The organism is Pseudomonas sp. PGPPP1, assembly GCF_002255865.1.
GTDB lineage: Bacteria > Pseudomonadota > Gammaproteobacteria > Pseudomonadales > Pseudomonadaceae > Aquipseudomonas > Aquipseudomonas cremoris.
Genome location: NZ_NKIG01000017.1, coordinates 24,413 through 48,255, shown reverse-complemented (window position 1 = coordinate 48,255; position 23,843 = coordinate 24,413). Strand labels below are relative to the sequence as shown.

At 60.4% G+C, this 23,843-nt stretch carries 23 protein-coding genes; 14 read left to right on the top strand and 9 right to left on the bottom strand.

Features of this window, described 5'->3' with window-relative positions; genetic code table 11:
• Positions 1–10: 10 nt before the first annotated feature.
• The 7 genes from CFE47_RS18885 to CFE47_RS18855 all read right to left on the bottom strand — a co-directional run bounded on the left by CFE47_RS18885 (position 11) and on the right by CFE47_RS18855 (position 7,566).
• On the bottom strand, positions 11–694 hold the full coding sequence (locus CFE47_RS18885; protein WP_286839348.1) for a pentapeptide repeat-containing protein: 684 nt from the start codon (positions 692–694) through the stop codon (positions 11–13).
• 105 nt (positions 695–799) lie between these two features.
• Positions 800–2,221 carry an amino acid permease gene (locus tag CFE47_RS18880; protein ID WP_286839346.1) on the bottom strand — a complete coding sequence of 474 codons (1,422 nt, stop codon included), beginning with the start codon at positions 2,219–2,221 and terminating at the stop codon, positions 800–802.
• Positions 2,222–2,745: 524 nt separating this feature from the next.
• On the bottom strand, positions 2,746–3,957 hold the full coding sequence (rluB, locus tag CFE47_RS18875; protein ID WP_286839344.1) for a 23S rRNA pseudouridine(2605) synthase RluB: 1,212 nt from the start codon (positions 3,955–3,957) through the stop codon (positions 2,746–2,748).
• A gap of 308 nt (positions 3,958–4,265) precedes the next feature.
• Positions 4,266–5,228, bottom strand: a complete 963-nt coding sequence (gene scpB, locus CFE47_RS18870; RefSeq protein ID WP_286839341.1) for an SMC-Scp complex subunit ScpB — start codon at positions 5,226–5,228, stop codon at positions 4,266–4,268.
• Between the two features lie 12 nt (positions 5,229–5,240).
• Positions 5,241–6,059 (bottom strand): segregation and condensation protein A, encoded by an 819-nt coding sequence (locus CFE47_RS18865; protein ID WP_017737983.1) that lies wholly within the window; start codon positions 6,057–6,059, stop codon positions 5,241–5,243.
• Positions 6,060–6,689: an L-threonylcarbamoyladenylate synthase gene (locus CFE47_RS18860; protein ID WP_185708208.1), complete on the bottom strand. Its 630-nt coding sequence runs from the start codon at positions 6,687–6,689 to the stop codon at positions 6,060–6,062. It abuts the gene before it with no gap.
• Positions 6,690–6,702: 13 nt separating this feature from the next.
• The gene (locus CFE47_RS18855; protein WP_286839339.1) at positions 6,703–7,566 is read right to left on the bottom strand and encodes a PHP domain-containing protein; all 864 of its coding nucleotides are present in this window, start codon (positions 7,564–7,566) and stop codon (positions 6,703–6,705) included.
• Positions 7,567–7,653: 87 nt separating this feature from the next.
• On the opposite strand from CFE47_RS18855, the gene CFE47_RS18850 reads away from it, so the two are divergent.
• The 7 genes from CFE47_RS18850 to CFE47_RS18820 all read left to right on the top strand — a co-directional run bounded on the left by CFE47_RS18850 (position 7,654) and on the right by CFE47_RS18820 (position 13,268).
• Positions 7,654–8,250, top strand: coding sequence for a septation protein A (locus CFE47_RS18850; protein WP_185708007.1), 597 nt, complete (start codon positions 7,654–7,656; stop codon positions 8,248–8,250).
• 1 nt (position 8,251) lies between these two features.
• A complete protein-coding gene (locus CFE47_RS18845; RefSeq protein WP_015885584.1) occupies positions 8,252–8,551 on the top strand; it encodes a YciI family protein in 300 nt (99 codons plus the stop codon).
• Between the two features lie 106 nt (positions 8,552–8,657).
• A complete protein-coding gene (locus tag CFE47_RS18840; protein WP_185708009.1) occupies positions 8,658–9,065 on the top strand; it encodes an SH3 domain-containing protein in 408 nt (135 codons plus the stop codon).
• A gap of 7 nt (positions 9,066–9,072) precedes the next feature.
• Complete coding sequence (locus CFE47_RS18835) at positions 9,073–9,750, top strand: response regulator transcription factor (protein WP_185708011.1); 678 nt, start codon at positions 9,073–9,075, stop codon at positions 9,748–9,750.
• Positions 9,751–10,002: 252 nt separating this feature from the next.
• A complete protein-coding gene (locus CFE47_RS18830) occupies positions 10,003–10,467 on the top strand; it encodes an LTXXQ domain protein (RefSeq protein ID WP_286839333.1) in 465 nt (154 codons plus the stop codon).
• A gap of 67 nt (positions 10,468–10,534) precedes the next feature.
• Positions 10,535–11,878, top strand: coding sequence for a sensor histidine kinase (locus CFE47_RS18825; RefSeq protein ID WP_185708015.1), 1,344 nt, complete (start codon positions 10,535–10,537; stop codon positions 11,876–11,878).
• 40 nt (positions 11,879–11,918) lie between these two features.
• Positions 11,919–13,268, top strand: a complete 1,350-nt coding sequence (locus tag CFE47_RS18820; protein ID WP_286839329.1) for a CoA transferase — start codon at positions 11,919–11,921, stop codon at positions 13,266–13,268.
• 104 nt (positions 13,269–13,372) lie between these two features.
• On the opposite strand, the gene CFE47_RS18815 is transcribed toward CFE47_RS18820, so the two are convergent.
• On the bottom strand, positions 13,373–14,236 hold the full coding sequence (locus CFE47_RS18815; protein WP_286839326.1) for a DNA-3-methyladenine glycosylase family protein: 864 nt from the start codon (positions 14,234–14,236) through the stop codon (positions 13,373–13,375).
• Positions 14,233–15,660 (bottom strand): arginine-ornithine antiporter, encoded by a 1,428-nt coding sequence (arcD, locus tag CFE47_RS18810; protein WP_185708021.1) that lies wholly within the window; start codon positions 15,658–15,660, stop codon positions 14,233–14,235. Before arcD (CFE47_RS18810) ends, CFE47_RS18815 begins: the two co-directional genes overlap by 4 nt.
• 447 nt (positions 15,661–16,107) lie before the next feature.
• Between arcD (CFE47_RS18810) and arcD (CFE47_RS18805) the strand changes: the two genes are divergently transcribed.
• The 7 genes from arcD (CFE47_RS18805) (at position 16,108) to gcvH (ending at position 23,837) form a co-directional block, all read left to right on the top strand.
• Positions 16,108–17,535, top strand: a complete 1,428-nt coding sequence (arcD, locus tag CFE47_RS18805) for an arginine-ornithine antiporter (protein ID WP_185708023.1) — start codon at positions 16,108–16,110, stop codon at positions 17,533–17,535.
• Positions 17,536–17,559: 24 nt separating this feature from the next.
• Positions 17,560–18,816 carry an arginine deiminase gene (gene arcA / locus CFE47_RS18800; RefSeq protein WP_185708025.1) on the top strand — a complete coding sequence of 419 codons (1,257 nt, stop codon included), beginning with the start codon at positions 17,560–17,562 and terminating at the stop codon, positions 18,814–18,816.
• 69 nt (positions 18,817–18,885) lie between these two features.
• Positions 18,886–19,896 carry an ornithine carbamoyltransferase gene (locus CFE47_RS18795; RefSeq protein WP_185708027.1) on the top strand — a complete coding sequence of 337 codons (1,011 nt, stop codon included), beginning with the start codon at positions 18,886–18,888 and terminating at the stop codon, positions 19,894–19,896.
• 153 nt (positions 19,897–20,049) lie between these two features.
• Positions 20,050–20,979 carry a carbamate kinase gene (gene arcC, locus CFE47_RS18790; RefSeq protein WP_286839321.1) on the top strand — a complete coding sequence of 310 codons (930 nt, stop codon included), beginning with the start codon at positions 20,050–20,052 and terminating at the stop codon, positions 20,977–20,979.
• A gap of 18 nt (positions 20,980–20,997) precedes the next feature.
• The gene (locus CFE47_RS18785) at positions 20,998–21,360 is read left to right on the top strand and encodes a DUF5064 family protein (protein WP_286839319.1); all 363 of its coding nucleotides are present in this window, start codon (positions 20,998–21,000) and stop codon (positions 21,358–21,360) included.
• 185 nt (positions 21,361–21,545) lie between these two features.
• Positions 21,546–23,054, top strand: coding sequence for a transcriptional regulator GcsR (gene gcsR, locus CFE47_RS18780; protein WP_286839316.1), 1,509 nt, complete (start codon positions 21,546–21,548; stop codon positions 23,052–23,054).
• Positions 23,055–23,453: 399 nt separating this feature from the next.
• Positions 23,454–23,837: a glycine cleavage system protein GcvH gene (gene gcvH, locus CFE47_RS18775; RefSeq protein WP_185708033.1), complete on the top strand. Its 384-nt coding sequence runs from the start codon at positions 23,454–23,456 to the stop codon at positions 23,835–23,837.
• Positions 23,838–23,843: the final 6 nt, after the last annotated feature.

Here is a 23,843-nt window from a genome sequence, read left to right as displayed (position 1 = left end):
ATCAAAAACCTTAGGCAACGGACAAGCCCAACTCGGACAGCAACATCGACGCCTGGGCTTTGGAAATCACGGCGCCTTTGAACAGTTTGGCATCATTGAGGCGAAACCCGCTCAAATCTGCGCCACGCAAGTCGGCTCCGGCGAAATTGGCGCCGTTGATACGGGCGTGGGCCAGGCTGCAGTCGATCAGTTCAGCCTTGCGAAAGTCAGCGTCCGACAAGTCGCTGTCGGAGAAATCCAGGTTGTTCAGCACAGTCCGGGCAAACGACAACCCGGACAGAAAGGCGCTGTTCAGTCGGGTTTCGCTGAAACTCAGCCCCAGGGATGCGCAATGGGTGAAGTTGGCGCCGGTCAGCTTGCAGTGCTCAAAACTCGCTTGGGGCAGTTTGCTGCGCTGCCAACGGGTGTTGTTCAGGTCGCAGCTGTGGAATTGCGCTTCCAGCAGGTTGGCCGCTTCGAAAATGGCGTGGCTGGCACGGCAACTTTTCCACTGGGTGCCTTCCAGGCGCGAGCCGAGGAAGGAGGTCTGGATGAGGGCGCAGCGTTCGAAGACCCAGTGCTCAAGCACCATCCGCGACAGATCGGCACCACTCAGGTCGACGCCAATCAGGCGCAAGGGGCCGCTGTGCTGGTCGATCAAGTCTTCCAGCTCGTCGCGTTGCAAGGTGCCGCCGTCGATATCGGTATGCTGCATGGGGCCTCCGAGCCAGGAACAAATGTAAACGAGGCGCGAGTCTAACCTGCCCGCGCCAACAAAAAACCCGGCAAAACGCCGGGTTCTTTGTTTACGGGCAGGCCCCTACTCCAGAACCGTCGCCGTTGGGCTCAGTGCTGCTTTGGCCTTGCGCCGATTCTTGATGCCATAACACACCGCCATAAACGCCACCCACACCGGGATCGCGTACACCGACACCTGAATGCCGGGAATCATCAGCATGATCACCAGGATAAACACCACGAACGCCAGGCAGACATAGTTGCCGTACGGGTACCACAGCGCCTTGAACAACGGCACCTGGCCGGTGCGATTCATGTGCTGGCGGAACTTGAAGTGGGAAAAGCTGATCATCGCCCAGTTGATCACCAGCGTGGCCACTACCAGCGACATCAGCAGTTCCAGCGCGTGTTGCGGGATCAGGTAGTTCATCAGCACGGCCACCAGGGTGATGGCCGCCGAGGCGAGGATAGAGCGCACCGGCACGCCACGCTTGTCGATCTTGGCCAACGCTTTAGGCGCATCGCCCTGCTCAGCCATGCCCAGCAACATGCGGCTGTTGCAGTAGGTGCCGCTGTTGTACACCGACAGCGCGGCGGTCAATACCACGAAGTTGAGGATATGCGCCGCGGTATTGCTGCCCAGCATGGAGAACACTTGCACGAACGGGCTGCCGCTGTAGGCATCACCAGAGGCGTTGAGAGTTTCCAACAGGCTGTCCCAGGGCGTCAGCGACAACAGCACCACCAGGGCGCCGATGTAGAAGATCAGGATGCGGTAGATCACCTGGTTGATCGCTTTCGGAATCACCGTGCGCGGCTGGTCAGCTTCTGCGGCAGTAAAACCGAGCATTTCCAGGCCGCCGAAGGAAAACATGATGATCGCCATGGCCATCACCAAACCACCCACACCGTGGGGGAAGAAGCCGCCGTGCTCCCACAGGTTGCTCACCGACGCTTGCGGCCCGCCGCTGCCGCTGACCAACAGGTAGCTGCCCAGCGCGATCATGCCGACGATGGCCACGACCTTGATGATGGCGAACCAGAACTCAGCTTCACCGAACACTTTGACGTTGGCCAGGTTGATCAGGTTGATCAGCACGAAGAATGCGGCCGCCGAGACCCAGGTCGGGATCTCCGGCCACCAGTAGTGCACGTACTTACCAACGGCCGTCAGCTCCGACATGCCTACCAGAATGTACAAGATCCAGCAGTTCCAGCCCGACAGGAAGCCAGCGAAACCGCCCCAATACTTGTGGGCAAAGTGGCTGAAGGAGCCGGCCACCGGCTCCTCGACGATCATTTCACCGAGTTGGCGCATGATCATGAAGGCGATAAAGCCGCAGATGGCATAACCCAGGATCATCGACGGGCCAGCGGACTTGAGCACCCCGGCCGAGCCCAGGAACAGGCCGGTACCGATGGCGCCACCGAGGGCGATCAACTGGATATGACGATTTTTCAGGCCGCGTTTCAGCTCGCCTGAAGAGGAATGGGGTCCACTCATGAAAAGGGTCTCACGCAAGGTTTGATGATGTTGAATGCACGTGGCTGCCGTGAGTCTCGACTCAAGCAGCGCCGCTCAAACCCCAGCGCAGGCACCAGGAATACAGCGTCTTTCTAACGGTCATGCGTCACCTGTTTGTTTTTATCTGTGACGAAATCGAACCCGCCAGGCTCGTGGCCAGGCGGAGTGATCAGGGTGGGTAAACCCCGAGGTCTTGGCCTTTTGCGTGGATACGCAAGGGGGGTCACAGTAAAACGCGGCGCATTGTACACCGCCAAACAGATTGGGCACGCACCTGAGTGGTGCGTGCGACGAAGTGTCAGGGATTTTTTACAAAGTCCAGCAAGCCAATGAATACTCAGGCAAGCCGTAAACCAATCGTTACAGGCCGGAAAATCGGCGTTACAGCCGCTGAAAAAACTGTGGGAGCGGGCTTGCCCGCTCCCACAGTTTTTGACCGTATTCCAATGCAAAAAAAAACGCCAACCCTAGGGTTGGCGTTTTTTTATGCCGCGATCAAATGATCACTGCGGCTTCTTGCGACCAAAACCAGGACGCTGACCGGAACCGGCCGGCGCGCCACGGCGCTTGCCCGACGGCTCGTCTGCGACCAGTTTCGGGCCAGGGCGCTTGCTTGCCGCTGGCTTGGCTGGACGCTTGGTGCTGGCGTTATCGGCTGGGCGATCCGCCTCACCACGATTACTGCGACCACCCGCCGGAGCCGGACGTGGCGCACGTGGAGCGCGCTCGCCTTCCTGACGCGATGGCGCAGTTGGACGACGCTCGCCTTCGATCTGCGGTTCACGGGAGATGCGACCGCCGGTTGCCGGTGCATTCAGCGCAGGGCGCAGAGTGCGGGCAACACGCTCGGTACGCGCCACAGGGCGCGACGATTTACGCTGCATACGCTCAAGTTTGTCTTTGCTCTTGGCGTTCATCTGCGGCATGGCGACCGGCGTCAGGCCGACTTCGGCACTGAGGATGTCGACTTCGTACTGGCTCATTTCGCGCCAGCGGCCCATCGGCAGGTCGGAGTTCAGGAACACCGGGCCGAAACGCACGCGCTTCAGGCGGCTGACCACCAGGCCCTGGGACTCCCACAGGCGACGTACTTCACGGTTACGGCCTTCCATCACCACGCAGTGGTACCAGTGGTTGAAACCTTCGCCACCGGGCGCTTGCTTGATGTCGGTGAACTTGGCCGGGCCGTCTTCCAGCACTACGCCAGCCTTGAGGCGCTCGATCATCTCGTCATCGACTTCACCACGCACACGCACGGCGTATTCGCGGTCCATCTCGTAGGACGGGTGCATCAGGCGGTTGGCCAGCTCACCGTCGGTGGTGAACATCAGCAAGCCGGTGGTGTTGATGTCCAGACGACCGATGTTGATCCAGCGGCCTTCTTTAGGCTTGGGCATCTTGTCGAACACGGTCGGACGGCCTTCTGGGTCGTCACGGGTGCAGATCTCGCCGTCTGGCTTGTTGTACATGATCACGCGGCGCACCGATTCGGCGGCCTCTTCACGCTTGATGACCTTGCCATCAATGGTGATTGCATCGTGCAGGTCGACGCGCTGGCCGAGGGTAGCCTCGACGCCGTTGACCTTGATGCGCTTCTGGGTGATCCAGGCTTCGACGTCGCGGCGCGAGCCCACGCCGATACGCGCCAGCACCTTTTGCAGTTTTTCGCCTGCTGGGCCGATTTCCTGGCTGTCGTTCTGGTCTTTGTCGTTCATCTTAAGCACCTCCCGGTGGGTCGATTCAGGCGTGGCCTGAAGAGTGTTGAAAGCGGGGCTTTGGCCGAATAGGTCGGCAAAGGGTCGCGAATCATACGCGCATGGCGCGCGTTGCGCATCAGAGAGTAGTCGATAAGCGCCAAGTCATTCACTTTTCCGCCGACCGGTGCCGCCATGAACCGCAGGGACCTTCTGTGGGAGCTGGCTTGCCTGCGATGGCAGCGCCTCGGTGTTTCAGGCAGACCGAGGTGGTGCCATCGCAGGCAAGCCAGCTCCCACAGAGGTTCAGCAGTGTTTGCGGGATTTGGTCAGTCTTCGAACTGGCGGCGTTCGGCTTCGATGGCTTCGGCCAGGGCGCGGGCTTCGTCTTCTTCGTCGCTCAGGGGCGGCTGTTCCAACGCTGCGACAGCGGCCAGCAGTTTTTCGCGGGCTTCGGCCACGCCGAGGATGTCTTCCTCTGGCTCGGGTTCGGACTCGGCTTTAGCTTCGGGCTCTGGCTCTGGCTCTGGCTCTGGCTCTGGCTCAACGTTTTCCTCGGTTTGCAACTCAGCCGCACCGTCACGCAGCAAGTCATCAAAATCAGTCTTGATCCCTTGCTCCATGTCATCCAGTTCCAGCAACAACGTGTGGAAGCTGGTCTCGTCCTTCGGCTCTTCCGGCTCGGCACTGGCATCGGCCAGTTCCTGCAAACCTGCCGGCACCGGCGCGTCGTCGAAGTCGAGCACAGCCTCGGCTTCCATCTCGCGCAGTTCGGCCAGCGGCGGCAGGTCGTCGAGGTTTTTCAAGTTGAAGTGGTCGAGGAATACCTTGGTAGTGGCAAACATCGCCGGTTTGCCGGGCACGTCGCGGTAGCCGACGATGCGGATCCACTCGCGCTCAAGCAACGTCTTGACGATATGGCTGTTGACCGCCACACCCCGCACATCCTCGATCTCGCCCCGCGTGATCGGCTGGCGATAGGCGATCAGCGCCATGGTCTCCAGCATTGCCCGCGAATAACGCTGCGGGCGCTCTTCCCACAACCGGCCAACCCACGGCGAAAACTTTTCACGGATCTGCAGGCGATAACCCGACGCCACTTCACGCAGTTCAAAGGCGCGACCGTCGCAAGACTTGCGCAGGATCTCCAGCGCCTTCTTGAACACAGGCGGTTCAGGGCGTTCGGCTTCTTCAAAGAGTTCGAACAGGCGCTCCAGGGATTGGGGTTTACCCGAGGCCAGAAGAAAGGCCTCCAGCAGCGGGGCCAGTTCGCGGGGTTCAGTCAAATTCATCGATTCAGCTCTTTATTCGGCTCGCGCCCGCACGTGGATAGCCGCAAAAGGCTCATTCTGGACCAGCTCGACCAAGGACTCCTTGACCAGTTCAAGGACCGCCATAAAGGTCACCACCACCCCCAGACGCCCTTCTTCTTTGGTGAACAGCTCGACAAACGGCACAAAACCACCGCCCTTGAGACGTTCCAGCACATCACTCATCCGCTCGCGGGTCGACAGCGCCTCGCGGCTGACCTGGTGGCTTTCAAACATGTCGCCACGGCGCAGCACTTCGGCCATGGACATCAGCAGTTCTTCCAGACTCACATCCGGCAACAACTTGCGTGCACGGGCCTCGGGAGCGTCGAGCTTGGGCACCACCACATCCCGACCCACGCGGCTCAGGCCGTCGATGCCTTCGGCCGCTGCCTTGAAGCGCTCATACTCTTGCAGGCGGCGGATCAGTTCAGCGCGCGGATCGTCTTCCTCCGCCTCCACTGTTTCCGAGCGCGGCAGCAGCATGCGCGACTTGATTTCGGCGAGCATGGCGGCCATCACCAGATACTCGGCGGCAAGCTCCAGTCGCACCGACTGCATCAACTCGACATAGCCCATGTACTGACGGGTGATTTCCGCTACGGGAATATCGAGGATGTTGATGTTCTGCTTGCGGATCAGGTACAGCAGCAAGTCCAGCGGACCTTCGAAGGCTTCCAGGAAGACTTCCAGCGCGTCCGGAGGAATGTACAGGTCCAGCGGCATTTCCAGCACGGCCTGGCCGTAGACCATGGCAAACGGCAGTTCCTGCTGGGCGCCCGCCTGGCTGTCGACGGTTTCCACGGCTGACATTCAGGCCTCGACCATGAACGGAGCCGGGTCGCCGCAACCTACACGGATCACCTCTGGCTCGCCGTCGGCCAGGTTGATCACGGTAGAAGCCTTGCCGCCGCCGAAGCCGCCGTCGATGATCAGGTCCACCTGTTTTTCCAGGAGTTGGCGCATTTCGTACGGGTCTTCCAGGGGCTCGGTGTCGCCGGGCATGATCAACGACACGCTCATCAGCGGCTCACCCAGCTCTTCGAGCAGCGCCAGGGCGATGGGGTGCTCCGGCACCCGCAGGCCGATGGTGCGCTTTTTCGGGTGCAACAACAGGCGCGGCACTTCGCGGGTGGCGTTGAGAATAAACGTGTAGGGCCCTGGCGTATGGGCCTTGAGCAAGCGGAAGGTGCCGGTGTCGACCTTGGCAAACAGCCCGAGTTGTGACAGGTCGCTGCAGATCAGGGCGAAGTTGTGCTTGTCGTCCAGCTGACGCAGGCGTCTTACACGCTCCACCGCGCTCTTGTCGCCGATCTGGCAACCAATGGCGTAGGACGAATCCGTAGGGTAGATCACCACGCCGCCGGCACGGATGATCTCCACGGCCTGTTTGATCAGGCGCGCCTGAGGGTTTTCCGGATGAATCTGGAAGAATTGACTCACGTGTTCTACCTGTTCAGACGGTGGCAGTAATGGGGTCATGCTTGAATCGCCCCGACAAAAGCGGCAGGTCTTCAGGTACCTGGCGATACTCGCCGATTTCGGACCACCCACCTGGGCCATGAAAATCACTGCCGGCGCTGACCAGCAGACCAAATTCGCGGGCAAGAATCGCCAGGCTGCCGACCTGTTCGGCGGGCTGGTGCCCGTTGACCACCTCGATAGCGTGGCCACCCGCTCCAATATAGTCGCTGATCAGCTTGCGACGCTTGCTGCGGGTGAAATCGTAATGCCAGGGATGCGCCAGGCTGACCCAGGCCCCGGAGGCCCGCAAGGCCTCGACGGTGTCTTCAAGCGTCGGCCAGTGTTGCTTTACATCGCCCAACTTGCCGGCGCCCAGCCATTTGCGAAAGGCTTCGGCGCGGTCTTTAACAAAACCTTCACGCACCATCCAATCGGCAAAGTGCGGCCGGGCCGGCGCGTTGCCGCTGTCGCCCAGCTCCTGCTGGATGGCACGGGCGCCGTCGAGGGCATTGGGCATGCCTTTAAGGCTGAGTTTTCGACTTATTTCTTCGGACCGCAGCCAGCGGCCATCGTGCAGATCGGCAATGGCCTGCACCAAGGGAGGGGCCGTTTGATCGAAACCGTAGCCGAGCACATGAATGGTGGCGCCACCCCAGGTGCAGGACAATTCCACGCCGTTGACCAGCTGCATACCCAGGCTGTGGGCCGCGACCCGGGCTTCGTCGAGGCCTTCGAGGGTGTCGTGGTCGGTCAACGCCAGGACTCGCACGCCTCGTTCAAACGCTCGCGCAACCAGTACCGCGGGCGCCAGGGCGCCGTCGGAGGCCGTGCTGTGGCAGTGCAAATCAACATTCACGGGAGTGTGTAACCTCAAGTCAGCTGGCGCTTTCGCTACCAAGGATGTTTGTTATTATGCCGCCACATCCAGCTTCTGGCTCTTACTGTGAAACAATTCATCGACTTCATCCCGCTGTTGCTGTTTTTCATCGTTTACAAACTCGACCCCAGGGTCATCGACCTGGCCGGCCATGAGCTGACCTTCGGGGGCATCTACAGCGCCACTGCCGTGCTGATCATCAGCTCCGTGGTGGTCTACGGCGCCATCTTCATCTCCCAGCGCAAACTGGAAAAAAGCCAATGGCTGACCCTGGTCGCGTGCCTGGTCTTCGGCAGCCTGACCCTGGCCTTCCACAGCGAAACCTTCCTTAAATGGAAAGCCCCGGTAGTGAACTGGTTGTTCGCCCTGGCGTTCATCGGCAGCCACTTCATCGGCGACCGCCTGCTGATCAAGCGGATCATGGGCCACGCGTTGACCCTGCCCGAGCCGGTATGGACGCGCCTGAACGTGGCCTGGATCGTGTTTTTCATCTTCTGCGGCGCTGCCAACCTGTTCGTGGCATTCACCTTCCAGAGCTACTGGGTCGACTTCAAGGTCTTCGGTAGCCTGGGCATGACCGTATTGTTCCTGGTCGGCCAGGGTATCTACCTGTCGCGCCACCTGCATGACACCGACCCTACTACGCCAAAAACCGAGGACTGACATGCTCTACGCAATCATTGCCACTGACGTTGCCAACTCGCTGGAAAAACGCCTGAGCGTACGCCCGGCCCACGTCGAGCGTCTCAAGCAGCTGCAAGCTGAAGGCCGCATCGTACTGGCAGGCCCGCACCCTGCCGTAGACAGCAACGACCCAGGCGACGCCGGTTTCACCGGTAGCCTGATCGTCGCCGAGTTCGCCTCCCTCGCCGATGCCCAAGCCTGGGCCAAGGCCGATCCTTACGTGGCGGCCGGCGTCTACGCTGATGTCGTGATCAAGCCGTTCAAGCAAGTCCTGCCTTGAATGCAGCCGCGCTGAACCTAATCGGTTCGGCGCGCTCCTAATTGCTCATTATTCTCGGTAACCTGCCGACAACGTTCTGAATATTCGTGTGGAATCAGGAGTTCCGATGCGCTTACGTCAGTTGTGTCTGTTGGCAGTGTTAACGATCGGGGCTACGGCCCACGCTGAAGAAACCCCGAACACCGGCAATTCGACGCCCCTGTCGTTGAGTGCCGGCAGCCAGATCTCCGAATTGCAGCAACGCTTGAAAGAAAGCGAACGCCTGCGTGAAGAATTGGGCAAGCAACTACAGAGCGCAGACGCTACGCGTGAAAGCGCACAATTGAGTCGCCTTCGCCAAGAGAACCAACGCCTGGCCCAGCAACTCAAAGATACACAGGGTGGCGCCTTGACCCAGTGGCTGACCGAGCAACAGCAATGGTTTGTCACCGGTGGGGCCGTCGCGCTGATCGCCTTGCTGTGCGGAATCTTCGCCAGCGGTGGGCACCGTCGCCGTCGACAATGGCTAAATTGAGTGAGTCATGAGCGAGCTGTTACTGATAGATGATGACCAGGAGCTCTGTGAGCTGCTGAGCAGTTGGTTGGGCCAGGAAGGTTTCCAGGTTCGCGCCTGCCATGATGGGTTGAGCGCACGTAAAGCGCTGGCTGACAGTGCGCCCGCCGCCGTGGTGCTCGATGTGATGCTGCCCGATGGCAGCGGCCTGGAGTTGCTCAAGCAATTGCGCACCGATCATCCCGACTTGCCGGTATTGATGCTCTCGGCCCGTGGCGAGCCGCTGGACCGCATCCTCGGCCTGGAACTCGGCGCCGACGATTACCTGGCCAAACCCTGCGACCCCCGGGAGTTGACCGCCCGCCTGCGCGCCGTCTTGCGCCGCAGCCATCCGGCTGCCGTGTCTACGCAGCTTGAGCTGGGTGATTTGTGTTTCAGCCCGGTGCGCGGCGTGGTCAGCATCGATGAGCAGGAGTTCGCCCTCACCGTCTCCGAAAGTCGCCTGCTGGAAGCCCTGCTGCGCCAGCCTGGCGAGCCGCTGGATAAACAGGAACTGGCGCAGATCGCCTTGGGCCGCAAGCTCACCCTTTACGATCGCAGCCTGGACATGCACGTCAGCAACCTGCGCAAGAAGATCGGCCCGCACCCGGATGGCCGACCGCGGATCGTCGCCCTGCGCAGCCGTGGCTACTACTACAGCCTCTGAACACGCTACAAAATCCCTGTGGGAGCGGGCTTGCTCGCGAATGCGATAGATCAGCCACTATTTGCAGCGACTGACACACCGCATTCGCGAGCAAGCCCGCTCCCACATTTGAATAGCTGAACACTGAAAGTTTTGTCAGCCTCGATCAAAACCCTCTTTACCCAAGCTTTACGCTCACCTGACCGCCGCTGACCTTGATCTCCGTAATCTACTCACATCCGGACTCACCGGAATAGAGACAGGAGAATCACCATGCGCAAGACCCTTATCGCTTTGATGTTCGCCGCTGCCCTGCCGACCGTTGCCATGGCTGCGATGCCAGAAGGCCCAGGCCCACAGGGTGGCCCTGAAGGTCACATGATGGGCGGCCCGGGCCACGGCGGTGAACACGGCCCGCGCGGTAAAGGCGGCCCATTCAGCCAACTGGACCTGAGCCGCGAACAGCGCCAGCAAATCGGCAAGCTGATGGGTGACCAATGGCACGCTCGCAAAGACCTGGTCAAAAAGTACCTGGACAAACTGCCAGCCGCTGACCAGAAAGCCATGCAGGACGAGATCGCTGCCGGCAAGCAGAAAACCCAGGCTGACATCCGCGCCGTGCTGAAACCCGATCAACAGAAGAAATTCGACGAGATCGTCAAGAAACAAGCCGAGCGCCGCGCCGAGTGGAAGGAATTCCAGGCCTGGAAAGCCCAGCAACCGCAAAAAGCGCAATAATGATCTAGTTTTACTTCCCCAGCCCAGTGGCCAACGCCGCTGGGCTTTTCCTGTTTGAGGGTTTCCTGTGCGTTCATTGTTCTGGCGGATCCTGGCCAGTTTCTGGCTGGCTATTGCCTTGGTTGCCGGATTGTCGATCCTGCTTGGGCATATGCTGAATCAAGATGCCTGGATTCTCAGCCGTCACCCCGGCCTCAATAACCTTGCCGAAGAGTGGACCCAACTCTACGAAACCCAAGGCGAGGACGCCGCCCAGGACTTGCTGCAACAACGCAAGCGCCAATACCACATCGACGTGCAAGTGCTGAATGAAAGCGGCGATCCGGTGGTACGCGGCACCTTCCCGCGCCGCGCGGCGGCCTTTGAAGCCCGTCAAAATGACAGTAAGGACAGCCACCTGCCCTGGCGCCGCCTGACCGCCGAGTACACCAGCGAAAAAACCGGCGACACCTACCTGCTGATCTACCGCATCCCCCACCCGGAACTGGACGCCTGGCACCGCAACAGCCTGCTCTGGCCACTGAGTGCGCTAGCAATTGCCCTGGTAGTACTGACCCTGTTCAGTTTGCTGGTGACGCTGTCCATCACCCGTCCACTCAGCCGTTTGCGTGGCGCGGTACATGACCTCGGGCAAGCGACCTACCAACAAAACAGCCTGGCGCAATTGGCTAACCGCCGCGATGAGTTCGGTGTGCTCGCCACCGACTTCAACCGCATGGGCGCACGCCTGCAAAGCCTGATCAGCAGCCAGCGCCAACTGCTGCGCGACGTTTCTCACGAACTGCGTTCGCCCCTGGCTCGTCTTCGCATCGCCTTGGCGTTGGCCGAACGCGCCAGCCCCGAAGAACGGGAAAAACTCTGGCCGCGCCTGACACGCGAATGTGATCGCCTGGAAGCACTGATCAGCGAAATCCTGGTGTTGGCGCGCGTCGACGCCGACAACGCCAGCGCCGAGGAGGTAGACCTCAACCCACTGCTCAAGACCTTGCAAAAAGACGCCCTGCTCGGCGCACCGGAACAAAAGGTGCAACTGACCACCGAAACCGGCCTGCACCTCAAGGGCTGGCCGACCATGATCGAACGGGCGGTGGATAACCTGCTGCGTAACGCCCAGCGCTTCAACCCGCCGAGCCAGGCAATCGAGCTCCAGGCCCAGCGCCAAGGTGAACGTATCCTCATCAGCGTGCGTGACCACGGCCCCGGTGTTGAAGCCGAACACCTGAACCAACTGGGCGAGCCGTTCTATCGCGCCCCCGGCCAGACCGCGCAGGGCCACGGTCTGGGCCTGGCGATTGCGCGGCGCGCCGCCGAGCGCCATGGTGGCAGCCTGATCCTGGCCAACCATCCCGAGGGCGGTTTTATCGCCAGTATCGACCTGCCGTTGGAGCCAGGGGTTGTCACACCGGCCTGATGATCTTTTATAGTGGCCCTTCTCTAACGGAGGGCCTTTGATGACTGACCTGCTGACACCCATCCAAGCCGCACTCGATTTACCGCACACACCTCTCGCCACGACCGAAGCCGGTGCCCTGCCCTCGACCTTCGCCGTTACCGAACTGGCCAGCGCCACCATCGGCGCTGCAGGCCAGTCCGTGGCCCAGTTGATTCAGCAGCAGACTGGGCGTTTGCCAAACGTCAGTGTCGACCGACGTCTCGCGTCTTTCTGGTTCTCATCCTCGATTCGTCCGGTAGGTTGGCAAACCCCACCCCTGTGGGACCCGGTGGCCGGCGACTACGCCTGCGCCGATGGCTGGATTCGCCTGCACACCAACGCCCCCCATCACCGTGCTGCTGCCGAGCGCGTACTGGGCAAGGTTGCCGACCGTGCCGAAATGGCCAGCAAGGTTGCCATATGGAATGCCGCCGAACTGGAGCAAGCGATTGTCGATGAGGGCGGTTGCGCGGCGCAGATGCGTTCGTGGCAGGCCTGGCAAGCTCATCCGCAAGGCTTGGCGGTCAATGCCGAAGCGCTGGTGCAGCGCCAAACCTATGAGGCCACTACCGACAAATCCTGGCTCGGTTCTGCGGCCCGCCCGCTGGCGGGGATCAAGGTGCTGGACTTGACTCGCGTGCTGGCCGGCCCCGTGGCCAGCCGCTTCCTCGCGGGTTTGGGCGCCGATGTGCTGCGCATCGACTCTCCCACCTGGAACGAACCCGGCGTGGTGCCAGAGATGACCCTGGGTAAACGCTGCGCCCGCCTCGACCTGAAAAGTCCCGAAGGCCGCCAGATTTTCGAAAATCTATTGAAAGACGCCGACATCCTGTTCCACGGCTACCGCGCCGACGCCCTCGAACAACTGGGCTACACCGCCAACGAACTGCAGCGGATTGCCCCCGGCCTGATCGACGTGAGCCTCAATGCCTATGGCTGGAGCGGCCCGTGGCGCAATCGCCGGGGTTTCGACAGCCTGGTGCAGATGAGCAGCGGGATTGCCGACGCGGGCATGGCCTGGAAACAGGCGGATAAACCGGTGCCGCTGCCGTTGCAGGCACTGGATCACGCCACCGGGTATCTGATGGCGGCCAGTGCGATCCAGGCGTTGAGTGAACGCTTGAACAGCGGCCGAGGCGGATCGGCACGTTTGTCGTTGGCGCGTACGGCGACGTTGTTGGTGGAGGCTGGGCACGTGCCCGAGCAACCAGTATTGCGGGCAGAAGCAGCAGGCGATCAGGGGTTGGTGGTGGAGCAAACCAGTTGGGGGCCGGCCCATCGGTTGTTGGCGCCATTGACCATCAACGGCACGCCATTGCAGTGGGATTTGCCGGCAGGAGAATTAGGCTCGCATCGGGCTCAGTGGTGACCTGACGATCGCTATCGCAGGCAAGCCAGCTCCCACATTTGAAGGTGTTCACAATTCAACATGTGGGAGCTGGCTTGCCTGCGATGAGGCCCTGACAGTCCCCCTCAATCTCCCCGCTGCAACGACGTCCACAAATGCTGCGCCGCATACGCGCGCAACGGCCGCCACGCCTCGGCGCGCGCTAACAGCTGCCGCGCCGACACCGGCCCGCCCTCCAACGCCACCAACGCGTTGATCAAGCCGATATCCCCCGACGCAAACGCATCCGCCTCGCGCATCTGGCGCATGGCGATGTACTGCGCCGTCCAATCGCCAATCCCCGGCAATGCCACCAAGCGTGCCACACCCTCTTTGAGGCTGGCCTTGGGTTCAAACAATTGAGGATCATCCAGCAGCGCCTGGGCGACGCCAGACAAGGTGCGGCCCCGCGCTTTGGGCATGCCCAGGGTCGCCAGGTCCGCCGCTGCCAGCACCCCGGGGGTCGGGAATACATGGGTGATACCGGCATGTGGCGTTTGCAGCGGCTGGCCATACTGCGCAACCAATTTTCCCGCCAGGCGAATCGCCGCCGCCACCGTGATCTGCTGGCCCAGCACCGCGCGAATCGCCAGTTCCAGACCGTCCCAGGTGCCGGGCACGCGCAAGCCAGGACGCGCTGCGACCAAATGCGCCATCAACGGGTCCGTCGCCAGCTGTGGGTTGATCAACTGCGGCTGGGCGTCCAGATCAAACATCATGCGCAACCGGCGCTCGATCTCGGGCAAGGCCGCTGGGTTCGCAAACTCAACGTCGACATCCAGCCAATCGCCCGTCCCCAGTGTCACACTGATCCAGCCATGCTGGTGCCCCACGCTGATGCTGCGCCGATACACGTCAGCCTCGACCGTCTCCAACCCACTGATCGCCCGCGCAGACAAAAAACCGATCATCGCCGCCCAGTCATAAGGCGGCGCAAATACCAGTCTCACAACGACAACACCCCGCTGTACAACCCATATGCCGCCAGCCCTGCGCCGGCGACCACGCAGCTGAAAATGCCTTTTTCCATGTGGGTAAACAAGGGCTGGCCCTGCTCACGCTTGGCCAGGGCAAACAGGATCACGCCCGGCGCATACAACAACGCCGACAGCAGCAAGTATTTCAAGCCACCCGCGTAAAGCAACCACACGGCGTAACCCAGGGCGATCAGGCCCACCAGCAGGTCCTTCATGCGCCGGTGCGGCGCACCTTCGTAGGTTTCGCCACGCCCACTCAACAGCACCGCGTACGCCGCCGACCACAGGTACGGCACCAGAATCATCGACGATGCGAGGTAGATCAGCGTGGTGTAGGTGCTTTGCGAAAACAGCGTAATCACCAGGAACACCTGGATCATCACATTGGTCAGCCACAGGGCATTGACCGGCACCTGGTTGGCATTTTCCTTCTTCAAAAACGCGGGCATGGTCTTGTCGTGGGCGGTGGCGTAGAGAATCTCGGCGCATAGCAGCGCCCATGAGAGCAAGGCCCCCAGCAACGACACCGCAAGCCCAATGCTGATCAGCATCGCGCCCCATGGCCCGACGATATGTTCCAACACGCCCGCCAGGGACGGGTTTTGCAATTGCGCGAGCTCCGGCTGGCTCATGACCCCCAGGGACAGCACATTCACCAGCACCAACAACGCCAGCACGCCAAGAAACCCGATCACCGTCGCGCGGCCCACATCCGAACGTTTCTCGGCCCGCGCCGAATAGACACTGGCCCCCTCGATGCCGATAAACACGAAGACGGTGACCAACATCATATGGCGCACCTGGTCCACCACGCTGCCCATGTTCGGATTGCCCAGGCCCCAGATATCACGCGTGAAGATATCGGCCTTGAACGCCACGGCGGCGATCACGATAAACATCAGCAGCGGCACGATCTTCGCCACAGTGGTGACCTGGTTGATGAACGCCGCCTCCTTGATTCCGCGCATCACCAGAAAATGCACGGCCCACAACAGCAGCGACGCGCAGACGATTGCCACAGGCGTATTGCCCTGGCCGAACACCGGGAAAAAGTAGCCGAGCGTACTAAATAGCAACACGAAGTAACCGACGTTGCCCATCCATGCACTGATCCAATAACCCCAGGCCGATGAGAAACCCATGTAGTCGCCAAAGCCCGCCTTGGCATAGGCATACACACCGGAATCCAATTCGGGCTTGCGATTCGCCAGGGTCTGGAACACAAACGCCAGCGTCAGCATGCCCACGGCAGTGATCCCCCAGCCAATCAGTACCGCGCCCACCTCGGCACGTGCGGCCATGTTCTGCGGCAGGGAAAAAATTCCCCCGCCGATCATCGACCCCACTACCAGGGCGATCAAGGCGCTGAGTCGAAGCTTCTGGGCGGGTTGGGACATGGAGACTCCTGGATAAATAACAATTTGAGCCGACAACTGTGCACTCAACTAATTAACTCATCGAGTGTAGCGTTTATTAGAGAAGGCGATAAAACAGGCACGCTCATAACCTAAAGGTCTGTCAGTTTATAAAGTTTAGGCTTATTTAGATTTTAAATACTGCCCTGTCCCTGCCCTTATAGCGCTTTGGTGAAACATTGTTCAAAAAGTTTGCACATCCGAAAAAACGGGCTAGCTTCAAACGTCCATAGCCCCGACTAAATGATTAACCCCAAATTGAGAGAGCGCTCTGGCAAGCGCCTTTCAGAGGATATCCATCGGCCACAAGTTTTCAACCTAAGTCATTAATTCACAATGGAATGTGCCAATGAAGTGATCTGAGTCAGCTGTTTGAATAGCGCACAGAATTATTCTGTGGTCTCTCTTCTCCTGCATTGGAGTCACGCAATGTCTGAAACTCCCGGAAAACTTAGGCTTGGTGCACTGGTTGCACTTGTCGTGGGCTCGATGATTGGTGGCGGGATCTTCTCACTGCCACAAAACATGGCGGCCAGCGCCGATGTTGGCGCGGTATTGATTGGTTGGGTCATTACCGCCATCGGCATGTTGACCCTCGCTTTCGTGTTCCAGACCCTCGCCAACCGCAAGCCCGACCTCGATGGCGGCGTCTACGCCTACGCCAAGGCCGGCTTCGGTGATTACATGGGCTTCTCATCGGCCTGGGGCTACTGGATCAGTGCCTGGCTGGGCAACGTCGGTTACTTCGTTTTGCTGTTCAGCACCCTCGGTTACTTCTTTCCGATCTTTGGCGAAGGCAACACGCCGGCGGCCGTGATTGGTGCGTCGGTACTGCTGTGGGCCGTGCACTTCCTGGTGCTGCGCGGGATCAAGGAAGCGGCATTCATCAACCTGGTGACCACCGTCGCCAAGGTCGTGCCACTGGTGCTGTTCGTGTTGATCGCGCTGTTCGCGTTCAAGCTGGAGATCTTCACCGCTGACATCTGGGGCGTGAAAAACCCGGACCTGGGCAGTGTGATGAACCAGGTGCGCAACATGATGCTGGTCACCGTGTGGGTGTTCATCGGTATCGAGGGCGCCAGCATCTTCTCGTCCCGCGCGGAGAAACGCTCCGACGTGGGTAAAGCCACAGTCATCGGCTTTATCACCGTGCTGCTGTTCCTGATGCTGGTGAACGTGCTGTCCCTGGGGATCATGACCCAACCGGAACTGGCCAAGCTGCAAAACCCGTCGATGGCTGCCGTGCTGGAACACGTAGTGGGCCACTGGGGTGCAGTGCTGATCAGCGTCGGCTTGATCATTTCCTTGCTGGGTGCGCTGCTGTCGTGGGTGCTGCTGTGTGCGGAGATCATGTTCGCCGCCGCCAAGGACCACACCATGCCGGAATTCCTGCGCAAGGAGAACGCCAACCACGTGCCGGTCAACGCCCTGTGGCTGACCAACGCCATGGTGCAGCTGTTCCTGGTGATCACGCTGTTCTCGGCCAGCACTTACCTGTCGCTGATCTACCTCGCCACCTCGATGATCCTGGTGCCTTACCTGTGGTCGGCGGCCTACGCCCTGTTGCTGGCGGTGCGTGGTGAAACCTACGAAGCCGCGTTGGCCGAGCGTAAGAAAGACCTGTTCATCGGCGCCATCGCTCTGATCTATGCGATCTGGCTGCTCTATGCCGGTGGCACCAAGTACCTGCTGCTCTCCGCCCTGCTCTACGCCCCCGGCGCGATCCTGTTCGCCAAGGCCAAGCGTGAACTGGGCAAACCGATTTTCACCAACGTCGAGAAGCTGATTTTCGCCGCAGTGGTCATTGGCGCCCTGGTGGCGGCCTATGGACTCTACGACGGTTTCCTGACCTTGTAACTTGTGTTTATTGGAGGATCTGTAATGACCACGGAAAAAGTGAAGTACGGCGTACATTCCGAAGCCGGCAAACTGCGCAAAGTCATGGTGTGCTCCCCAGGCTTGGCCCACCAGCGGCTGACGCCCAACAACTGCGATGAACTGCTGTTCGATGATGTGCTGTGGGTGGCCCAGGCCAAGCGCGACCATTTCGACTTCGTGACCAAGATGCGCGAGCGGGATATTGATGTGCTGGAAATGCACAACCTGCTCACCGACATTGTCGCCATCCCTGAAGCACTGGACTGGATCCTGGAGCGCAAGATCACTGCCAACACGGTTGGCCTGGGCCTGGTCAACGAAGTCAGCTCCTGGCTGCGCAGCCTGGAACCCCGCAAGACCGCCGAGTTCCTGATCGGTGGTGTATCGGCCGATGACCTGCCGAGCCAATTCGGCGGCAAGGCCATCGAGATGTTCCGTGACTTCCTCGGCCACGCCAGCTTCATCCTGCCGCCGCTGCCGAACACCCAGTTCACCCGTGACACCACCTGCTGGATCTACGGCGGCGTAACGCTGAACCCGATGTACTGGCCGGCGCGACGCCAGGAAACCCTGCTGACCACAGCCATCTACAAATTCCACCCGGAGTTCACCAACGCTGACTTCCAGATCTGGTACGGCGACCCCGACCAGGAACACGGCGCCTCCACCCTGGAAGGCGGTGACGTGATGCCGATTGGCAATGGCGTGGTGTTGATCGGCATGGGTGAACGCTCGTCCCACCAGGCGATCGGCCAATTGGCACGCAACCTGTTCAAGAACAAGGCAGTAGAGAAGGTGATCGTCGCCGGCCTGCCGAAATCCCGCGCCGCGATGCACCTGGACACCGTGTTCAGCTTCTGCGACCGCGACCTCGTGACCATCTTCCCCGAAGTGGTCAACCAGATCGTCGCGTTCACCCTGCGCCCTGACGAAAGCAAGCCGCACGGCATCGACATCCAACGCGAGAAAACCAACTTCCTCGACACCGTCGCCGCCGCCCTCGGCCTCAAGGCCCTGCGCGTAGTAGAAACCGGCGGCAATGCGTTTGCCGCCGAGCGCGAGCAGTGGGACGACGGCAACAACGTGGTGGCCGTGGAGCCTGGCGTGGTGATCGGTTACGACCGCAACACCTACACCAACACCCTGCTGCGCAAGGCCGGCGTGGAAGTGATCACCATCAGCGCCGGTGAACTCGGCCGTGGCCGTGGCGGCGGCCACTGCATGACCTGCCCGATCATCCGCGACCCTATCGACTACTAAGCGACCATCCACCCGGCGGCTTCCACCCGAAGCCGACCGGGCCGATTACCGAATCCAAGGAGAATCATCATGGCGTTCAACATCCACAACCGCAGCCTGCTCAGCCTGGAACACCACACCCCGCGCGAGCTGCGCTACCTGCTCGACCTGTCCCGCGACCTCAAGCGTGCCAAGTACACCGGCACCGAACAGCAGCACCTCAAGGGCAACAACATTGCGCTGATCTTCGAAAAAACCTCGACCCGCACCCGTTGCGCCTTCGAAGTCGCGGCCTATGACCAGGGCGCCAACGTCACCTATATCGACCCGGGCTCCTCGCAGATCGGCCACAAAGAAAGCATGAAAGACACCGCCCGCGTACTTGGGCGTATGTACGACGCTATCGAATACCGTGGCTTCAAGCAGGAGATCGTCGAGGAACTCGCCAAGTTCGCTGGCGTGCCGGTGTTCAACGGCCTGACCGATGAATATCATCCCACCCAGATGATCGCCGACGTGCTGACCATGCGTGAACACGCCGACAAGCCGATCCACGACATCAGCTACGCCTACCTGGGCGATGCGCGCAATAACATGGGTAACTCGCTGCTGCTGGTGGGTTCCAAGCTCGGCATGGACGTGCGCATCTGCGCGCCAAAAGCCCTGTGGCCTCACGATGACCTGGTGGGCCGTTGCAAAAAATACGCGGAAGAAAGCGGCGCGCGCATCACCCTCACCGAAGACCCGAAAGCGGCGGTCAAAGGCGTGGACTTCATCCACACCGACGTGTGGGTATCGATGGGCGAACCGGTGGAAGCCTGGGCCGAGCGGATCGAGCAACTGCTGCCGTACCAAGTGAACGCCGAGCTGATGAAAGCCACCGGCAACCCGCGCACCAAGTTCATGCACTGCCTGCCGGCGTTCCACAACAGCGATACCAAGGTCGGCAAACAGATCGCCGAGCAGTATCCGCACCTAGCCAATGGCATTGAAGTGACGGACGACGTGTTCGAGTCGCCGGCGTGTATCGCCTTTGAGCAGGCGGAAAACCGCATGCATACCATCAAGGCGATTTTGGTCTCGACCCTCGCCGATTTGTAACTGAAGGAATGCAGTCAACTGTGGGAGCGGGCTTGCTCGCGAATGCGGTGTGTCAGTCAGCACATGTATCAACTGATACACCGCTTTCGCGAGCAAGCCCGCTCCCACATTGGTCCTGTGTTCACAACGATGAATTTCAGAAGGACACTCTGTATGCGTATCGTCGTTGCACTGGGCGGTAACGCCCTGCTCCGCCGTGGTGAACCCATGACAGCGGACAACCAACGCGCCAATATCCGGATTGCCACCGAACAGATCGCCAAGATCCACCCTGGCAACGAACTGGTGATCGCCCACGGCAATGGTCCGCAAGTCGGCCTGCTGTCATTGCAAGCGGCGGCCTACACCCAGGTGTCGCCTTACCCGCTGGACGTGCTCGGCGCCGAAACAGAAGGCATGATCGGCTACATCATCGAACAAGAGTTGGGCAACCTGCTGGATTTCGAAGTGCCGTTCGCCACCCTGCTCACCCAAGTCGAAGTGGACGCCAACGACCCCGCCTTCAAGAACCCCACCAAGCCTATCGGCCCGGTCTACTCCAAGGCCGAAGCGGAAAAACTCGCCGCAGAAAAAGGCTGGGCCATTGCCCCGGACGGCGATAAATACCGCCGCGTCGTTGCCAGCCCTCGGCCAAAACGCATCTTTGAAATCCGCCCGATCAAGTGGCTGCTGGAAAAAAGCAGCATCGTGATCTGCGCCGGCGGTGGCGGCATCCCGACCATGTACGGCGAAGACGGCAAGCTCAAAGGCATCGAGGCCGTGATCGACAAGGACCTGTGTTCGTCGCTGCTGGCAGCCCAACTGGACGCCGATTTGCTGGTGATTGCCACCGACGTCAACGCCGCCTTTATCGACTACGGCAAGCCCACCCAAAAGGCCATCGGCCAGGCTCACCCGGACGAAATCGAAAAACTCGGCTTCGCCGCCGGCTCCATGGGCCCCAAGGTGCAAGCCGCCTGCGAGTTCGCCCGCAAGACTGGCAAAACGGCAGTCATCGGTTCACTCTCGGACATCGAAGCCATCGTCCAGGGCAGCGCCGGCACGCGCATCAGCACGGCAAAACCTGGCATCACCTATCTGTAAAGTCGAGGAGAGACGCCTATGGCCACCTTTGAACCGGGACACTTGCACGTCGAACGTCATGCGCTTAACGCCCAGGACTACAGCTACAACCTGTGCATCGACTACGAAGTCAGCCAGGACCCCAAGGAAGGCAAGGGAATGCTCTTCAAACTGCATGGTTCGGTACAGGGCAAGGACCTCAAGGAAGAGTTCTTTTTACCCAAGGATCAGGCGTTCGACTTTGCACGGCATGCGATGAACATCGCGCAGAAGTACGGCATGCCGAAAATTGCAGTGCTCAACGGCTCGATGCACAAGCAGTACGACTTGATGTTCGAGGATGTGCGGCATCAGTTGGATGTGAAATCAGGCGATCCGATCAAGCCTGAGCACTTGGCCTAACCCTTTTCTCACAGGCAAAACAGGACAAATGTGGGAGCTGGCTTGCCTGCGATAGCGGACTATCAGTCAACACTAGAGTGACTGACCCACCGCCATCGCAGGCAAGCCAGCTCCCACATTTTTGATCTCCACCACCTGTCAGGCATACTTGCCACCTCTCGCTCTGCAGAATCGCCACCCATCCCATGCGTATCCACGTCAGCTTCATCGACCGCGTCGGCATCACCCAGGAAGTCCTGGCCCTGCTCGGTGGGCGCAATCTCAACCTGGATGCGGTGGAAATGGTGCCGCCCAACGTCTATATCGACGCGCCAACCCTGAGTGCCGACGTGCTCGAAGAGCTGCGCGACGCACTGTTCAGCGTGCACGGCGTGCAAGCGGTGACGGTGGTCGACATCCTCCCCGGCCAACGCCGTCATCTGCAACTCGACGCCCTGCTGGCCGCGATGACCGACCCGGTGCTGGCGCTGGACAGCGCGGGCAAGATCCTGCTGGCCAACCCGGCGCTGATCGCGCTGTACGGTCGCGAACCGGCCGGGGAAAGCATCAGCGAACTGTTCAACGACCCGGCGCTGCTGGACACCTTGCTGGACCAGGGTTTTCGCCTGCCGCTGCGCGAGATCAGCGTCAATGGCCAGACCTTGCTGTTGGACGCTACGCCGATCACCGACGCCGGCGCCCTGCTGACCTTGTACCCACCCAACCGCATCGGCGAACAACTGTCGGCGCTGCACCACGACCATGCCGAAGGGTTTGATGCGCTGCTGGGCGAATCCCCCGTGATCCGCACCCTCAAGGCGCGTGCGCAACGGGTAGCCGCGCTGGATGCGCCGCTGTTGATTCAAGGCGAAACCGGCACCGGTAAAGAGCTGGTCGCGCGGGCCTGCCATGCCATCAGTGCACGCCACAGTGCGCCGTTCCTGGCGTTGAACTGCGCGGCGTTGCCAGAGAACCTCGCCGAAAGCGAGTTGTTCGGTTATGCACCCGGCGCGTTCACCGGCGCCCAACGCGGCGGCAAGCCGGGGCTGATGGAGTTGGCCAACCAAGGCACGGTGTTCCTCGATGAGATCGGTGAGATGTCGCCGTATCTGCAGGCCAAGCTGCTGCGTTTTCTCAATGACGGCAGCTTCCGCCGCGTCGGTGGCGACCGTGAAGTGAAGGTCAATGTGCGCATCCTCAGCGCTACCCACCGCGACCTGGAAAAGATGGTCAGCGAAGGCACCTTCCGCGAAGACTTGTTCTACCGCCTCAACGTGCTGAACGTCGAAGTGCCGCCCCTGCGTCAACGTGGCCAGGACATCCTGCTGTTGGCCCGCTATTTCATGCAGCAAGCCTGCGCGCAGATCCAGCGCCCGGTCTGCCGCCTGGCGCCGGGCACTTATCCCGCGCTACTGGGCAACCCTTGGCCGGGCAATGTGCGGCAATTGCAAAACGTGATCTTCCGCGCCGCCGCGATCTGCGAAAGCAACCTGGTGGACATCGGCGACCTGGACATCGCCGGCACCTCGGTGGCGCGCCAAAGCGACAACGAAGTCGATAGCCTGGAACAGGCCGTGGAAGACTTCGAACGCAGCCTGCTGGAAAAGCTCTACACCAGCTACCCCTCGACTCGCCAACTGGCCAGCCGCTTGCAAACGTCACACACGGCCATCGCCCATCGCCTGCGCAAGTACGGCATTCCCAACAAGCCCTGACTGACAAAACGCGGTCCACATGTGGGAGCTGGCTTGCCTGCGATGCAGGCTACTCGGTGTATCAGTTGCACCGAGGCGATGCTATCGCAGGCAAGCCAGCTCCCACAGGGATCGCATTGCAAATTTTGGTCTGAGAACGACATTCTGTGTACTGAAAGCGCTACAGCGTAACGATATCGCTACACCCCTGTTTTTTGCGCGCCATGCAAGGCTTTGATCCACATAGGCTTTTTTTCGCGCGCTCAACTGTAGCGAAATCGCTACAGCCCTTGGGCATAAGCCTATAACCATTTTCACCAAACCATTGATTTAAAAGGGTTTAACAACCTTGGCCGCGATTTTGCTAAGCAACTCCCCATTATTCCGTCCACCAGACGAATCTGGCCCCGAGGAGTTTCCATGAGCGAGTTGCGTTTCACTGAAGATCACGAATGGCTGCGCGCCGAAGCTGACGGCAGCGTCACCGTGGGTATCACCGCTTTCGCGCAGAACGCGCTGGGTGATGTGGTTTTCGTGCAACTGCCAGAGTTGCAGGCCTACGACAAGGGCGCCGAAGCGTCCACCGTGGAATCGGTGAAAGCCGCCAGCGGCGTATACATGCCCCTGACCGGCGAAGTGCTGGAAGTGAACGACAAGCTCAGCGACAGCCCGGAACTGGTCAACGAAGACCCGATGGGCGAAGGCTGGTTCTTCCGCTTTAAACCAGCCGATGCCGAGGCGGTAGCTAAACTGTTGGATCAGGACGCGTACGACCGCCTGATCAAAGCCAACGCTGAAGCCTGAGGAGCG